At 74.2% G+C, this 16,778-nt stretch carries 7 protein-coding genes; all 7 read right to left on the bottom strand.

Annotated elements, in window-relative coordinates; genetic code table 11:
* Positions 1 to 65 precede the first annotated feature (65 nt).
* The 7 genes from V2J63_RS04150 to V2J63_RS04120 all read right to left on the bottom strand — a co-directional run bounded on the left by V2J63_RS04150 (position 66) and on the right by V2J63_RS04120 (position 16,773).
* Complete coding sequence (locus V2J63_RS04150) at positions 66 to 353, bottom strand: WXG100 family type VII secretion target (protein ID WP_331229738.1); 288 nt, start codon at positions 351 to 353, stop codon at positions 66 to 68.
* Positions 354 to 553: 200 nt separating this feature from the next.
* Positions 554 to 4,981 (bottom strand): type VII secretion EssC family protein, encoded by a 4,428-nt coding sequence (locus V2J63_RS04145; RefSeq protein WP_331229737.1) that lies wholly within the window; start codon positions 4,979 to 4,981, stop codon positions 554 to 556.
* Between the two features lie 4 nt (positions 4,982 to 4,985).
* Positions 4,986 to 7,241 carry a transglutaminase-like domain-containing protein gene (locus V2J63_RS04140; protein ID WP_331229736.1) on the bottom strand — a complete coding sequence of 752 codons (2,256 nt, stop codon included), beginning with the start codon at positions 7,239 to 7,241 and terminating at the stop codon, positions 4,986 to 4,988.
* Positions 7,238 to 8,509 (bottom strand): DUF58 domain-containing protein, encoded by a 1,272-nt coding sequence (locus V2J63_RS04135; protein ID WP_331229735.1) that lies wholly within the window; start codon positions 8,507 to 8,509, stop codon positions 7,238 to 7,240. Before V2J63_RS04135 ends, V2J63_RS04140 begins: the two co-directional genes overlap by 4 nt.
* A 3-nt stretch (positions 8,510 to 8,512) precedes the next feature.
* Positions 8,513 to 9,508, bottom strand: coding sequence for an AAA family ATPase (locus tag V2J63_RS04130; RefSeq protein WP_331229734.1), 996 nt, complete (start codon positions 9,506 to 9,508; stop codon positions 8,513 to 8,515).
* Between the two features lie 70 nt (positions 9,509 to 9,578).
* A complete protein-coding gene (locus V2J63_RS04125) occupies positions 9,579 to 15,668 on the bottom strand; it encodes an Ig-like domain-containing protein (protein WP_331229733.1) in 6,090 nt (2,029 codons plus the stop codon).
* A gap of 379 nt (positions 15,669 to 16,047) precedes the next feature.
* Positions 16,048 to 16,773: a hypothetical protein gene (locus tag V2J63_RS04120; protein WP_331229732.1), complete on the bottom strand. Its 726-nt coding sequence runs from the start codon at positions 16,771 to 16,773 to the stop codon at positions 16,048 to 16,050.
* Between the last annotated feature and the right edge of the window lie 5 nt (positions 16,774 to 16,778).

The raw sequence follows: 16,778 nt of genomic DNA, 5'->3' as shown, positions 1-16,778 counted from the left end.
ACGGCTGCTGGCACAGCGCCGGGCACGGACCCTGAGGCCCGTGCCCGGCGTGGGAACTTCTCAGCTCAGATGTTCGAGAGCTGCTGGTCCGTCGAGCGCAGCGTCTCGGCGGCGTTCGTCAGGTAGGACGAGAGGTCGTTGAGCGCCGAGACCGTGCCCGTGGCGTTCGTCGTGAACGTCTCGTAGGTCTCGTCGAACTTCTTCGACGCGGCGTCGGTGACGAACCCGCTGTTGACGAGGTTGGTGATGTAGGTGCGCAGCTCCTGGAGCTTCGTGTCGAGCTCCTCGCGGCCGGTGACGAGCCGACGGGCAGCGCCTTCCATCTCCTCGTACGACACGTTCAAGTTGGCCATAGCCGTTCCCTCCGTCGCGGTCCCACCGCCCACCGGCGGGATCCATACGTCATTGATACCCGGCGCGAGGGGCATCTGTCGCCCTGCGCCCATGGGGAGAACTCCCCGCGCCCCGCCACGGTCCGCGCGCGGCACCCGCCACGGCCGCCGACGACGCGCACCCACGCCACCGCGCAGCGCACGCCCCGGACGCCGGCACGCTACGGCAGGAGCGGGACCTGGACCCGGCGGACCTTCGCCTTGTCGACGACCATCCCCCGCCCCACCGGGAACTCCTTGCGGGATACCCGCGGGAACGCCGTGCGGAACAGCGCGTCGCCCTCGACCTGGTCGGGCTGGAGCGCGAGGCCCCGCCGGCCGTTGCGGATCTCGGAGATGAGCGGCCACGACGACCCCCACGAGCTCGTCTCCCCCTCGGCGATGACGAAGTGCTCGTTGCGCTTGACCGCCTTGATCAGCTCGGTCACCGGCGTCTCCGCGGTGCCCTGGAGGAAGTCCGCGAGGGACTCGAGGACGAGGACATTGCCCGCGCGGCCCTCCTCGGACGGCTCGGCGAAGAGGTCGAGCACCTCCTTCGCGAGCGCGGCGGCGTCGGCCGCGCCCGTCGCCGAGTGCGTCCACAGCGGCAGCCCCGCGAGCGTCGAGCGCCGGGCCCCGAGGTAGACGAGCCGGGAGCCGGGGCTCGCGGCCGCGACGGACTCCACCAGCCAGCGCAGCGCGTTCGTACGCCCGGACTGCGGCGGGCCGGCGAGGAGGAACGTGCCGACCGGCTCGAACCCGAGGGGTGCGAGGGTGTCGTCGGCGACGCCGAGGACCGGCAGTCCGCCGACGTCCGCGGGCATCTCACCCGCGGGCACGACCTCGGGCAGGCGCCGCACGGCCGGGGCGGGCGGGACGCCGGCGCGGCGCAGGGTCGCGGCGAGCTTCTCGATGGCGCGCACCTGCTCGGCGAGGTTGGGCGAGCCGCCGAGGACGGCGACCTGCATCTCGAGGCCGTCCGGGCTGATGGCGCGCCCCGGCGGGGAGCTCGGGTCGAGGACGTCCTTGGGGGCGCCGAGCATGGCGTAGGAGCCCTCGTCGACCTGGCGCATGATGACCTTGCGCGGCAGGCTCCCCGCCACCGACGACGGGATGGCGCCGCTGCGGTCGGCGGTGACGGCGACGTGCACGCCCGCGCCGCGGCCGTCGACGAGGAGCTGGAGGAAGAGCTGGTACCAGGGCATCCGCGCGGTCGTGGCCTCCCACTCGGCCCGGAAGGCACCGAAGCCGTCGATGAGGAGGAGGATGCGCGGCTCGTCGCCGCGCCCGCTGATCGTCCGGTACTCCTCGATCGTGCTTGCGTGCGCCTGGGCGTAGCGGACCGACCGCTCCTCGACGACGTCGCGGAGCTGACGCAGGAGCCGCTGGATCCGCTCGGCGTCGTCGCCGTCGATGATGGCGCCCACGTGCGGCAGCCCGTCGAGCGGGGAGAGCCCACCGGAGGAGAAGTCGAGCCCGTAGACGTGGACGGGCCCGCCGCTCGGGGTGATGCCCGCGGCGAGCGCGAGGGTGCGCAGCGCCGTCGACTTGCCCGAGCCACCGGCGCCGTAGAAGGCGATGTTGCCCTCGACGTCGGGCCGGTAGTACGTCGTCACCTGGCGCTGGCGCGCCGGGTCGTCGACGACGCCGAGCACGAGCGCGGAGTCCGTGCGCGGCGACAGCGCCGAGAGGTCCTGCACCGGGGCGAGGGTCGGCAGCCACGGCTTGCGCGGCGCGGGCACCCCGGCGGCGTGGGCGGCGTCGCTCACGGACTCCACGATGCGGGTGATGTCCGTGGGGCCCTCGTCGCCCTCGAGCTCGACCGCGGCCTGCTCCGGGTCCTCGGGCTTCTCCCACCGGGTGCCGGTGCCCATGGCCAGCGTCTCGACGTCGACCTGCGCGGCCGGCGCGGCGTCGCTCGTGCGCCCGCCGGCGTAGCCGGCCTGGAACATCGTGATGCGCCCGGGGCCCGTGCGGGCCGCGCCGCGGCCGGGGATCGCCGGGTCGAAGCCGGCGGCGAGCGGGAGGCCGAGGACGTCCTTGGAGTCGGACTCGTCGTTCATGCGCAGCGCGACGCGCAGGTTCGTGTTGGCGCGGAGGTTGTCCTTGATGACGCCCGCGGGGCGCTGCGTCGCGAGGACGAGGTGGAGCCCGAGGGACCGGCCGCGCTGGGCGACGTCGACGACCCCGTCGACGAACTCCGGCACCTCGGTGGCCAGCGCCGCGAACTCGTCGACGACGATGATGAGGCTCGGCGGGCACTCCGGGTCCCCGGTGCGCTCGAGCGTGATGAGGTCCTTGGCGCCCTTGCGGTTGAGGAGGTGCTCGCGATGGTGGAGCTCGGCCCGCAGCGACGTCAGCGCCCGGCGCACGAGGTGCGGGGACAGGTCGGTGACGAGCCCGACGGTGTGCGGGAGGTTGACGCAGTCCGCGAAGGCCGAGCCGCCCTTGTAGTCGACGAAGAGGAACGTCACGCGGTCCGGGCTGTGCGCCGTCGCCATGCCGAGCACCCACGACTGGAGGAACTCGCTCTTGCCGGCGCCGGTCGTGCCACCGACGAGGGCGTGCGGGCCCTGGGTGCGCAGGTCGAGGGTGAACGGCTCCGTCGCGCCCTGGCCGATGAGCGCGCGCAGGTTGGCGTCGTGCCGGCGCCGCTGGGGCGGGCGCCCGTCGCGCGGGGTGAGCGAACCGTTCTCGCGCCACCGCTCGAGGATCCCCTGCGCGCCCTGGGCCACCTCGGTCCCGACGAGGCTGAGGTAGGAGACCCGGTTCGGCAGGTCGGAGGCGTCGTCGACGGGTGCGCCGGCGTCGACGACGGCGGAGAGGTGCTTGGCGACGCTGATGGCCGCCGCCGCGGGGAGCACCTCGCAGCGCATCGGCTGGACCGACGCACCCGTCGTCACGTACCCGGCGGCGCCGGCGTCGGTCGACGTGCTCACCGTGACGAACGTGCGGCACACGGCCGGGAGCCGCTCGGCGGAGGCGGCGCACCAGATGACGTGGACCCCGACGTCGGGACCCTCCTCGGCGAGGCGGACGAGCCGCCCACGCTCGATCGGCGCGTCGTCCTCGACGACGAGGACGACGAAGGGCAGGACAGTCGAGCGGCCCTGGGTCTTGGGCGCGGCGCGGCGCTCCTCGACGAGGCCCTCGAGGCGGGACACGAGCTGGATGACCCCCGCCTGGTTGGACCCGATGTGGGAGCCGTCGAGCGGGGAGTGGATCGACCCGACGTGCGGGAGCCACTTCGCCCAGTCCCACCGGCTCGCGCTGGCGGCCGACGTGGCGAGGGTGAGGACGAGCTCCGCCGGGGAGTGCAGCGCCACGACCTGGGCGACGACGGCGCGCACCGCGTCGTCGAGGACGGCGCGCGGGCCGGCGAGCCCGAGGGCACCGCTCTCGCGGAGCTGGACGGTGACGGGGGTCTCGTCGATCTCGGCGAAGTCGCGCCTGAGGGCGACGACCTGGTCCCAGTAGTCCGGCACGGCGTTGTTCCGGGCGGGTAGCTTGATCGTGTTGCGCGAGGGCACGGTGCCCAGCCCGAGGCGCAGGTCGAGGAACGTCTCGTGCTCGGGGCGCCGCGTCCACAGGAGCGGCTCGAGCGCGAGGGTCGCGGACTCGATCTCCGGGACCGAGGGCGACTCGCCCCGCCGCACGGCACGCTCGCGCGCCCGCTCCGCCTCGCGCTCGGCGCGCATGGCGGTGATCGTCTCGGTGAACTGGGCGATGGCGGCCCGGTAGGTGCGCTTGCCCGTCACCCGCTGGTCGAGGAAGTTGCCGACGACCATGAGCGGCATCATCGCCAGGAAGATGAGGCTGAGGGCATTGCGCCCGCCGAGGAGGAACATCGGCGCCATGACGAGCGGCACGATGAGCATGACCATGGGGAAGCGGCCCGGCTTCGGCGGCTCGGGCGGCTTGGGCGCCTCGACCTCCTCGCCCTCGTAGCGCGGGGCGAGGCGCGGCGAGCGGTTGAACGCCACCTGGGCGGCGTCGAGCGAGGCGTGCCGGCTCGCGGCGATCCGCGAGACCTGGATCGTCGTGTCACCGAGGATGACCGTGTCCTCCGGCAGGAGCGCGGCGCGCTGGACGAGCCCCTCCCCCAGGAGGAGACCGTTCGCCGAGCGAAGGTCGACGATCTCGATGATGTCCGTGACGGCGAGCCGGGCGTGCTCCTTGGACACCGTCGGGTCGCTGAGCCGGACGTCGCAGCCCTTGCCCCGGCCGATGATCGACGTGCCCTCGGGCAGGGGCACCTCGAGCCCCGAGTCCGGGCCCTCGAGGACCCGCAGCCGGGCGATGGGCGCGGCCGAGGCTGCGGCGTCGTAGTGGCTCGTCGCCTGCGCGAGGGAGACGACCGTCCCGGAGCGCACCGTCTCGGTCGCGGCGACCTCCGGGGAGAGCAGCCGGGTCGTCGAGTCGTCGCTGCCGGGCGTGCCGTGGACCCGCAGCGTGAGGTTCGTCGTCTCGCGGGCGCCGTACATCGCCCCCGCCGGGTCGCTCTCGGCGAGCGACCGGGCGAGGTCGTGGACCGTCGCCGTGCCGTCAACCGTGACCGCGAGGTCGGCCGGCTCCGCCGTCGTCCGCAGGAGCGTCAGCTTGATCCGCATGAGGTCATCGATCCTTTCGCAGCGATCGCAGCGAGAGCCGCGAGCGTATCCAGCGGCGCCGTCCCACGGCCGAGCGCAGTCGCGCCACTGTGGACTCCACCTGGTCCCAGTACGCCCGGACGGCGTCCTCGTCCGGCAGGCCGGGGCCGAAGACCCCGGCGTCCGCCCCGTGCGCGAGCCGGCGCGCCTCGACGGCGGAGGCGTCCACCGGCTTCGGCGTCTTCCGCCGGCGGCCCGTGGGGGCCGGCTCGGCGAGGCCGCGCTCGAGGTCGGCGGCCGCCTGGCGGCGGGTCGCGTCGGTGCGCACGGGTACGCCGAGGTCGCGGGCGTGGTCGAGCACCTCGCTCCAGCCGCCCGCGAGGCGCACGGTCGGGGCCCCGTGGCGGCGCCGGCGCCGGCGGCGCCGGAGCTTGAGCGCGAGGATGATGGTGATCGGGACGAGGACGAGCAGGAGCGGGATCCCGATGGCGGCGATGATGATCGCGGTGCGGCTGGGGCCCTCCTCCTCGGGGATCTCCTCCTCGTCGGCCTCGACGTCGTCGCGCTCCATCGGCGGCGCGTCGGGCGGCTCCTGCGGCGGCGGGGGCGGCTGGAGGACCTGCGGCTGGGGCCGGTCCTGCGGCGTCGGGTCCTCGTACTGCGGGATGCGGTCCTCGTCCGGGACGGGGTAGAACGGCACCCAGCCGTGGTCCTCGAACGCGACCTCGACCCAGGCGGTGACGTCCTCGCCCGTGATGGCCGTCTCCTCGCCCGCTGCGCCGTCCTCGGGCACGAAGCCCATGACGACCCGCGTGGGGAGCCCGACGGCGCGGCCGAGGAGGCCCATCGCCGCGGCGTACTGCTCCTCGTCACCGATCATGAGCTCGGCCGTGAGGAGCTCCGCGAGGCGGGCCGCCCCGTGGCCGGCGCGGGAGGGCGCGTCGCCCTCGAGGCCGTGGGAGAAGAAGCCCTCCCGCAGCGCGGTGACGAGCGCCTGCGTGCGGGCGAGCGGGGTCTCGGCCTCGGCCACCATCTGGGAGGCGGCGGAGGTGAGGACGTCGGGGACGTTGCGCACGTCGGGCAGCTCGACGCCCGCCAGCGGCGCGCCCTCGAGCGCGCTCACCGGGGGTTCGGGCGTCGTCGTCGCGGTGAGCGTGTAGGTGTCGCCCTCGCGCAGGCCGTCGGTGACGATGCCCGTCCCGCTCACGCGGTTGAAGTAGAACGTGCGCGCGTGCTCCTGCGCGCCCTCCCCCGTGAACTCGACGTCGTACGTGCGCCCGACGTCGGGCAGCCACACGCCGTCGTACTCGCCGAGCTCGACCTCGATGCGGGTGGCGCTGTCGGGGACGTCCACCTCGACGCGCTCACCGATGCGCTGGAAGGACCCGGACCCGTCGGTGCCGCCGCCGGCGACGCTCCACGTCGTGCCGTCGTAGGCGTCCATCGTCGCGAGCCGGACGGGCGCGCCCGACGGCAGCCCGCGCACCGTGAGGATCGTGTCCTCCCGGTGGTCCTTGAGGTAGGAGCGGAACCCGGCGAGCGGGCTCGGGTAGTCGTGCGGGTCGAGCGGCGGCTCGAGGATCTCGCGCAGGACGACGCGCGGGGTGTCCCCGGGGGCGAGGAGCCCGACGCCGGTCCCGCCGGCGGCCGCGACGGCGACGAGGGTGAGGACGCCGACGGCGCGCCCGCGCTGGAGGCGCCCGGTGCGCCACGCCGCCCACACGAGGGCCCCGAGGGCGCCGACGAGCGCGACGGGCAGGGCGAGCGTCTCGCGGGCGGTGCCGAGGAGGATGGCGCCGACGAGGGCGAGGCCGGGCGCGACGAGCGCCCACGCCGGGCGCTTCGCGCGCAGGGAGACGGTCACCGCGACGAGCGTGGCGACGAAGGCGAGGAGGTACGGCGCGGCGAGGACGTTCCCGCTCGCCCCGAGCGGGGGCGCGAGCGTGACGACCTGCTTCCACCCGGTGACGAAGCCGCTGCCGACGGCGCCGAGGGTGGCGGGCGTCGGCACGAGCCCGGCGAGCGCCGTCGTCGGGGCACCGAGCGCGGACCCGGCGACGAGCGCGACGAACCCCGCCCCGAGGACGGTGAGCGTCGACCAGCGCCGCCACGCCCCGACCAGGGCGACGGCGGCGGCCAGGAGCGCGCCGCCGACGACGGCCGCGACGAGGTGCCCGGAGGCGAAGACCGGTCCGAGGGGGACGAGGGCGAGGAGGACGAGGGCGACCGGTACCGCGGCGTCGACCCACCGCCGGCGCGCGTACGCGACGAGGCCGCTCATCGGCGCTCCGCCTTCCGGAAGCCGCGCGCGAGCTCGGACAGCGAGCCGACCGTGAGGACGGTGACGACACCGACGGTGTGGACCGCCGTCTCCGCGCCGAGCTCGACCTGGACGGCGAACGCCCGCGCGTCGATGGGCAGGACGGCGCCGGCGGCGCGGATGTCCGCCGCGCTGACGCCGGAGCCGCACACGAGGACGACCATGGAGGCGCGCTCGACGTCGCGGCTGATCTGGTGCGCCATGCTGACGACGCCGCCGGGGCCCTCGCCGACCTCCATGCGGGTGAGGACGTCGAGGAACTGGCCCTTGGACACGGCGCGCAGCGTCTCGTGCGTCGTGAGGGCGGTGAGGTCCTTGTCCTCGCGCATCGCCTGGAGGCCGAGCGACCCGAGCGTCGAGATGGCGACCTCGAGCTCGTCGTCGGCGGCGTAGTCGCGGGCGTTGCGCGAGAGCGCGACGACGAGGTGGGAGCGCCGGCTCTCCTCGAACTGGCGGACCATGAGCTTGCCGGTGCGCGCGGAGCTGCGCCAGTGGACGTAACGGCGGTCGTCGCCGGGGACGTACTCACGCAGGGCGTGGAAGGAGAGGTCCGCGTTCGTGATCTCGCGGGTGGCCTGCCCCTCGAGGTCGTGCATGAACCCGGCGGCCGAGCTCGAGAGCCGGACGGTGCGCGGGTGGACGTAGAGCTCGACGGCCTGGCCCCACGGGACGGCGCGACGCATGAGGCCGAGCGGGTCGCCGCGGACCGTGCGGACGGGACCGACGTCGATGACGGAGCGCCGGTGGGTGGGGATCGCGAAGATCTCCTCGTGCTCCTCCCCGGCGCGCAGTGCGGGCAGCGCGAAGGCGACGTCGGTCGCGCCGACGCCCAGCTCGACGCGCGCGGGCAGGACGGGGCGCCCCGCGGTGTTGCGCACGGTCACCCCGGCCATGGCGCGGTCGCCGACGAGGACCCGCTTGTCGCTGAGGGCGAGCGCGACGTCGTACGGGTGACGGCCGAGGGTGAAGACGGCGGCCGCGACGAACGTCGTCACGAGCGCGGCGCCGCCGGCGACGAGCTCGAGCCAGCCGAGGCGGCGCCCGGCGACGAGAGCGGCGGCGCCGACGGCGAGGACCACCCAGCCCGCCACGCTCACGCCGCTGAGGGTGCGCGTGATCCCGGCCCGTGACCCGCGGGTGCGCTCGACGAGGGTGCGCAGCGCGCTCGTGTCACCGAGGCGCTCGGCCAGGACGCTGCGGACCCGTGCGGTGGAGGTGGGGGCGCTCATCGCCTAGCGGTCGCCGCCGCGCTGGCTCGGCGGCGCGATCTCGGCGAGGACGGCGGCGAGCGCGCCACCGGCCGTGGCCCCCTCGAACTCGGCCTCGGCGTCGAGGACGAGGCGGTGCGCGAGGACGGGCTCGGCGAGGTCCTTGATGTCGTCCGGGAGGACGTAGTTGCGCCCGTGGGCGGCGGCCCACGTCTTCGCGGCGCGGACGAGGGCGAGCGCGCCACGCACGCTCACGCCGAGGACGACGTTCTCCGCGCGCCGGGTCTCCACGGCGATGCGCGAGACGTACTCGAGGATCGCCGGGTCGACGTGGACGGTCCCCGCGAGCTCGATCATGTCGACGACGGCGGCGCCGGTGATGACCGGCGTGATGGCCGCGGCGCGGTCGCGCACGGCGGCGGTGGCGAGGATGGAGACCGTCGCCGCGTGGTCGGGGTAGCCGATCGAGGTGCGCATGAGGAAGCGGTCGAGCTGCGCCTCGGGCAGGCGGTACGTGCCGGCCTGCTCGATGGGGTTCTGGGTGGCGAGGACGATGAACGGGCGGCCCACGCCGTGCGGCTTGCCGTCGACCGTGACGCGCCCCTCCTCCATGACCTCGAGGAGCGCCGACTGCGTCTTGGGGGACGCGCGGTTGATCTCGTCCGCGAGGACGACCGAGGCGAAGATCGGGCCCTTGTGGAACTCGAAGGTCTGCGTCTTCGGGTCGAGGATCGACACGCCCGTGACGTCGGAGGGCAGGAGGTCCGGCGTGAACTGGATGCGCGAGCTCTCCGCCTGGACCGCGGCGGCGAGCGAGCGCGCGAGCTGGGTCTTGCCGGTGCCGGGGTAGTCCTCGAGGAGGACGTGCCCGCCCGAGAGCAGCGTCGTGACGACGAGCCGGATGACGTTGGCCTTGCCCATGACCGCCTCGCCGACCGTGGAGACGATGGTCTCGAACGTGCCCGCGAACCAGGTCGCCTGCTCGGGCGTCATCGTCGTGATCTCACTCGTCGTGCTCATGCGGCTCTCTTTCGCGGGTGTGGCGTCGTCGTGCGGGGGTGTGCCGGGTCGGGGAGGGGAGGGAGTGCGGTCACCATGACGCGATCGAGTCGCACTTGTTGTTGACGCCTGGGCCTGTGACGCAGACCGTGACCCTCTCCCCCGGCTGCCCGCGGAAGGTCGTGCTCTGGTACCGGCCGGAGCCGGACAGGGACACGGTGTAGTCCCGCCAGAAGCCGTTGCCGGGCTCGTTGGACGCCGAGAACGTCACGGTGTAGCGCCCGCCGGGGAAGTTCTCGTACCTCATCGCGAGCATGGCGCACGAGCTGTGGGTGCACTGGGGGTTGCGGATCGGGTCCCCCTTGATCATCGTGACGCTGGGCTCCGGGGGCGGGGGCGGCGGCGGCTGGTTCCTCGTCGTCGCCGAGGCGCTCGCCGTCCGCACCTCGCCGTCGGCGCGCTGGGCCCGGACCTCGGCGGAGTACGTCCGCGACCACTCCGGGCCGAGGGTGCGGGTGCCCGAGGCGGCGACGTTCTCCCACGCGCCCCAGCCCGACCCCTGGTTGATGCGCAGCTGGATGCTCGTGATGTCGCGGCCGTTGCCCGGCGGGGTGGTCCAGTCGAACGTGACGTTGCGGCCCTCGCCGCCGGTGACGGCGGCCGTCATGGTCGCGTTCGCGAACGGGCCGTACGGCACGGCTGCCGCGGACGCGGGGCTGGGGTCGCCGCAGTAGGTGTTGCAGGCCCGCACCTCGAACGTGTACGACGTGCCGTTGCTCAGGCCGTTGATGACACGGTTGGCCGGGACGGCGCTCCACCCACCCCCGCTCGTGCGGACCTCGTACCGGCGGATCGGGTCGCCGTTGTCGGCCGGCGCGCTGAACGCCAGCGTCACCTGCCCGTTCGTGCCCGTGGCCGTGGCCGTGACGCTCGGCACGCGGTCGGGCTTGAGGAAGGTGCGCACCGGGGACGAGGTCGGGCTCGTCTCGGACGTGCCCGCCTTGTTCGTCGCGGAGACGGCGACGGTGTAGTCGCTGCCGGCGGGGGCGTCCTCGGTGATGGAGGTCTGCCCGCCCGGCACCTGGAAGGCCTTGAAGACCGTCCCGTTGCGGAAGATCGTCACGTCGTACGCGGCGACGGGGTCGCCGTTGCTCGACGGCGGGCTCCACGAGGCCGTGATCTGGGCGTTGACGGGCGAGTCGACGCGCTGGGCGGTCGGGGCCACCGGGCGGTCCGGCACGCCGGCCGGGACCTCGGGCGCGGACCACTCGCTCCACTCGCTCGGGTCCGGGGCGTCGTTGTGCGCCCGCACGCGCACGGTGTAGGACTGCCCGTTCGTCAGGCCCGTCCATGTGTGCGTGTTGCCGGTCGCCGTGATCTGCCCGCCGCTCGCGGACGGCGCGATCTGGAGGTCGTAGGAGGTGACGGCGGAGCCACGCGTCGCGGGCGTCGTCCAGTCGACCTTGAGCTCGCCGTCGCCGAACGTGAGGACGGGCGGCGCCGGGCGCTCGGGCTTGACGTCGGGGCGCGCGACGGCGGAGGGGCCGCTCGGCTCGGAGTCGCCCACCTTGTTGACCGCGATGACCGTGAACGTGTACTCGACCGTGTTCGTCAGCCCGCTGAGCGTGCACGTCGTCGTCGCGCACTCCTGGCTCACGCCGGCGGCCTCGACGCGGTACCCGGTGATGGGGGCGCCGTTGTCCGCCGGGGCGGACCACGTGAGGACGACGGTCTGGTCGCGGACGTCCTCGACGCGCGGGGGCGTCGGGCGCTCCGGCGCACCGATGACGGACGCGGTGACGCGGCCCTCGACGTAGCGCAGCGGGTCGTCCGTGACGTCGCCGACGGTGTAGCGGACGGAGACGCGGCCGACCTGCTCCGCGCCGGCGGCCAGGGTCACCGTCGAGCCGTCCGTGCTCGCCTGGGCCTGGCCGGTCTCCACGATGGCGTCGATGACGCGCAGCGGCTCGCCCGGGAACGGGTTGAAGGCGCCCTCGAGCACGTTGACGCCCCGCGACTCGCCCTGCTCGAGCTCGCCGAGGTCGACGTCGTTGACGACGGGCAGGCGCCGGTTGCTCCCGACGACCGTCACCTCGACGAGCCCGGGGACGGGCTCCGCCTTGGAGTCGGAGACGGTGAGCTCGACCCGGGCGACCGTCCCGCGCGGGGTGTCCGCCGGCGCGGAGACGGTCAGGGTCGGCCCGTCGAGGGTCGCCTCGACGCCCGGCGGCACGTTGACGAGGTCGTACGTGAGGAGGTTGAAGTCACCGGTGTCCTGATCCTGGGAGAGCTGGCGCAGGTTGACCTGCTCCGCGTCCTCGCCCGGGACGACCTCGAGGGCGGCGCCGTCGAAGGTCGGCGGCGTGTTCTCGGTCGACTCGACCGTGATGTCGAGCGTGAGGACCGAGGTGAGGCCCGCCGGGTCCTCCGCGCTCTCGCCGTCGGTCACCTCGAACGTGATCGAGGCGGGCCCGGCGTACGCCGGGGCAGACGTGAACGTCAGCGTCGTCGGGCCGACGACCGGGGAGGCGCCGTCCGAGTTCGTCGCGCGGACCATGCTCGCGTCGGTGAGCCGCACCGGCTTGCCGGTGATCGCCACGACGTAGTCGCTCAGCTCGATCTCGCGGGTCTCGCCGGTGGCCACGACGATCGGGTCGACGTCGGTGCGCAGGACCGGTCCGGAGTCCTCGAGGCCCGGGACGTCGACGAACGCGAAGGACGTGAGCCCGTCGGGGTCGGTGACGGAGTACGTGAGGACCTGGCGGAACGGCTGGACGTCGACCTGGACCTCCGTGCCGTTCATCCGCGCGTTCTCGGGCGCGCCGACGAGCTCGACGACGAGCGCCTCGCGGGACCCGTCCGGGTCGGAGTCGTTGTCGAGGACCGGGATGTTCACCCGCTCCCGGTCGACGATCGAGACGGCCTGGACCATGTCGTCGACGGCGAGGGGCGCACGGAGCGGGGCGTCGGGCGAGACGGCGACCGTGAGGATGCCCGTCGAGTCGCCCCCGCGCTGGTCGCTCACGGCGTAGCCGACGGCGTACTCGCCGGCGGCCGCCGTCGTGACCTCGAGGCGCCCGCCGTCGATCGTCTCGGTCGTCAGCCCCTCGACCTCCTCGACGGAGTCGAGGTAGAGCGGGTCGCCGTCCGGGTCGGTGTCGTTGGCGAGGACGTCGACCTCGACGACGCGCTCGGGCCGGGCCTGGACGACGTCGTCGACGGCCTGGGGGGCGCGGTTGAGCTCGGGCGGGGCGACGATGCCGACCCGGATCGTCGCGCTCGCGTACGCGCCGAGTCGGTCGCGGACGGCGTAGGTGAACTCGTCGGTCCCGCTCGCCCGGCTGTACGCCTCGTAGTCGACGTACGTGGGCCCGACCTCGACGATGCGGCCCTTCGTCGGCGCGATCTCGGCGCCGAGGAGCTGGACCGAGTCGCCGTCGGGGTCGATGCCGAACATCGGGATCTGGATCCGCACGCGCTCGCCGGCGAAGGCGCGCGACTCCACGGGCAGCGGCAGGGGCGGCGCGTTGCGCTCGCCGTCGTCGGCCTGGACGTAGATCGTCACCTGGGCCGAGGCCCGCTGCCCGGTCGTGTCGACGATCTCGTAGACGGCGTTGACCGTCTGGGGCTGCTCCGGCGCGCGGAAGCGCAGCGTGTCGCCGCTGGCGAAGAGGTGCCCGGCCTGGGGCTCCTCGACGAGCTGGCTGACGAGCTCGAACTCGGCGCCGCCCGGGTGGGAGTCGTTGGACAGGACGGGGATGGTGACGAAGTCGCCGGCACGGACGTTGGCGATGTCGGCCTGGGCCACGGGCGGCTGCGCGAGGGAGTCGGCGGGGATCGGCATGACGACGACCTCGCCCTCGGCGCTCTGCTCGCCGTTCGAGACCTCGTACCCGAGCCGCATCGGCCGGGTGAGGTCCTGGGTCGCGCTGATCTTGAGGATCCGGTGCTCGAGGACGGCGACGACGAGGCCGCTCTCGGCCGGTACGTCGACCTGGCGCACGGACAGGACGCGGCCGCTCGGGTCCTCGTCGTTGGCGAGGACGTCGACGAGCACCTCGCCGCCGGCGGGCAGGAGCGCGGTGTCCTGGACGGCGATGGGCGCGGTGTCGCCCGGCTCGCGCACGTCGATCCGGACGAGGCCGGTCGCGCTCGACCCGCCGTCGTTGACGACGATGTACGTGAGGTAGAACGTCCGGGCGGCGTCGGCGCTGAACCGGAACGACCCGGCGTCGTAGTCGGGCATGACGCGGGCGTCCCCGACCTGCTCGACGTCCGCGAGGCGCAGCGGCTGGCCGCCGGGGTCGGTGTCGTTGGCGATCGGCTCGACGACGATCTCCTGCCCGACGACGGCCGTGACGAAGTCGAAGACCGGCACCGGCGGCAGCTGGCCGGCCGGGCGGACGTCGACCGCGACGTCGACCTCGGCCTCCTCGCGGCCGTCGGTCACGGTGACGAGGACGTCCTTGCGCCCGGCCGAGACGCCGGAGTCGACGAAGGTGACGGAGCCGTCCGGCGTGAAGCGCACGACGTCGTCCGTGCCGGTCTCCGCGGCGACGACGACGACCTCGTCGCCGTCGGGGTCGCGCACGTCGTCGAGGACGTTGACGGTGCCGCTCGTCCCGAGCGTGAGCGTGAGGGAGATGGGGCGCAGCTGCTCCGGCGCGCGGTTCTCGTCGTCGGGGACGGCGGTGACCCGCGCGGTCGCCGTCGCCTCGCCGCCGCGGCCGTCGCTGACGGTGTAGCCGATCGCGACCGAGCCGGTGGCGCCGTCCGCGACGGCGATCTGGAGGGCGCGCCCACCGAGGATGGGGCTGACCGTGCCGAACGACTCCGGCGGGGCGTCGAACGCGCTCACCGTGAGGAGGTCGCCGTCCGGGTCGGTGTCGTTGCCGAGGACCTCGAGGATGGTCGTCGACGCGGCGCGCACGCCCAGCTCGTCGTCGGTGGCGATGGGGTCGCGGTTCTCGGCGTCCCGGTCGAGGGGGAGCTCGTCCCGCAGCTCCTGCTGGGACTCCTCCTCCTCCTCGTCCGGGTTCTGCGGCGGGGTGACGTCCTCCCAGTTCTCGACGATCTCCATGGCGTCGTTGATGAGCCAGACGGTGCCCGCGACGAGGTCGTTGAGGACGACGACGTCCCGGTTGACGCGGAACGTCAGGTCGGGCTCGGCGATCCGCTTCTCGATCTCGCTCTCGGCGACCTCGCCGTCGCCGCACCGTGCCTGGTACGTCGCGCTCGCCCCCGACCACGCGGCGTGGGTGCAGCCCGAGACGACGACCGGCTGCGCCGGGACGCCGGGCACGGAGACGGCCTGGACGGTCGGCTCGCCGCGTCCGAGCGGGACGCGCACGAGGCCGTCCCGGGCGGCGACGACGACCTCGCGGTTGGCGTCGCTGGCGGCCTGGAGGCGGGCGGCGGAAGTATCCGCACCGGAGTCGGCGAGGTCGAGCGGCTCGTGGCCGGGGCGCAGGAGCGTGACGCGGTCCTGCTCGTCGCGCACGAGGGCGACCGGTTCGTCGCCGACGGCGGTGAGCTGGATCTCGGCGTCGGCGAGCGCCTCGGGCTCGACGCCGAGCTCGACCGTCTCCGGCTCCTCGTCGGGGCCGGCGTCCGCCGGGATCGTCACGAGCGTGGCGGTCTGCGGCGCGAGGCCGTACGTCGTGCCGTCGGTGCCGACGGCGATGACGGCGTTCGAGCCGAGCTCGGCGACCGGCTCGGCCGACTCGTCGGAGAGCACGCCCACCCCGCTGGCCGGGGCCGTGTGCAGGAGGCCGGCGCCCGTGTCGAGGACGGCGACCGTCCCTCCGCCGAGCTCGACCTGGCGGGTGGAGGGCAGCGTGACGGTCGTCGACGTCGCGACCGCGGCGACGTCGACCTGCTGGAGGACACCCGCGCCGTCGTCGACGATGAAGACGGTCGAGCCCTCCTGGAGGACGTCGGCGGAGGCGCTGCGTGCGGTGAGGCCCGCGTCGAGGAGCTGGACCTGGTGGTTGAGGCGCCCGACCTGGAGCTCCTCGGCGCTCGTCACCCACACGCCGCCGTCGTTGAGGTCGACGTCGGCCGTGGCGACGCCGTCGTACATGACGGACGCCGCGATGAGGCCGCCGGCGAGGACGGTGACGACGCCGGTCCCGGCGGCGCGGCGGCGGCGGGCGGTGCGCTCGGGGCCGGTCAGGGGCACGCGGCGGGCACGCGTGCTGCGCCCGCTGGCAGTGCGGCTGCGGCGCCCGGCCCCCGCGGTGGTGGCGGCGTCACGGCGCGCACGGCGACCTCCTGCTGCGGCCCGTGCGGGGTCGTTCGTGGGCGCGGCGGCGTCTGGCCGGCCGCGCAGCCGTCCGCGGATGCGCACCCTCGTTGCCCCTCATCGGTCATGGTCTCGGACGTGCCGGCGGGTCACCCCGCCGCTACGCACACCTGTCTCGCGGCACACACCTGTCGCACTGCTCGAGCCGCACTCGGCCGTCGAGGTCCTCGCTCCGGGGGCTGCCGTCGCTCGATCGTCCGATGACGACCTCGTCAGCCACGCACGCCGCACCATATAGCAGCCGGGACCGTGGTCCCTACCGTGCCTGCTCAGCGTGCACATCTGCCGTGCCCGCCTGCCGGGCTCGCTCGGCATCGAGGCCCTCGAGCTGGGCCGGCGTCACCATGCGCGAGGCGACGGCGTGCTCGACGAGCCGCGCCCGCCGGTTGACGGCGAGCTGGCGGGGACCGCCGCGCAGCCCGCGGACCCCGTTGCGGTGGAGCTTGTCGCAGACGTTGTCGAGCTTGCGGTTGAACTTCGTCAGGGCCCAGCCGAGCCGCTGGGCGGCCTGAGCGGACGTGGGGATCGAGGCGCTCCCCCGCCCGGCGAGGACCGGTTCGGCCAGGGCGAGGACGAGGAGGTGCTGGGACTGCGTGAGGGTGACCGGCCCGATCGTCGTGTCCCCGACGGCGGTCGGCTCCGGGTTGGCCGGGGCGAACGCCGGGTCGGAGTTGACGAGGGTGAGCTCGTAGGTGGTAGGACCCGCCGTGAAGAGGATCGTCGTGCGGGCATAGACGAGGGGCAGCCGCGCCCCGGGCGCGAGCCAGGCCTGCGTGTTGCCCTCGGCGTCGGCGAGCGTGGCGGACAGGCGGGACCCGACGTTGGCGATCCACCAGAAGTCGTCCTCGGCGCTGATCTTGAGGAACCGCCGGTGGAGGTAGGGGTTGTCGTCGATCTCGAGGACGCCCTCCCGACCGATGTAGAACGCTTCGTCCGCGCGGAGCGGGAACCACTCCCCGCAGAACTCGAGCTCGACAGCCATGCCGG

Origin of the sequence: Georgenia wangjunii (assembly GCF_036421975.1) — a bacterium.
GTDB lineage: Bacteria > Actinomycetota > Actinomycetes > Actinomycetales > Actinomycetaceae > Georgenia_A > Georgenia_A wangjunii.
Note: the sequence above shows the minus strand (reverse complement) of the source record. Positions and strands in the feature narration are given on the sequence as shown.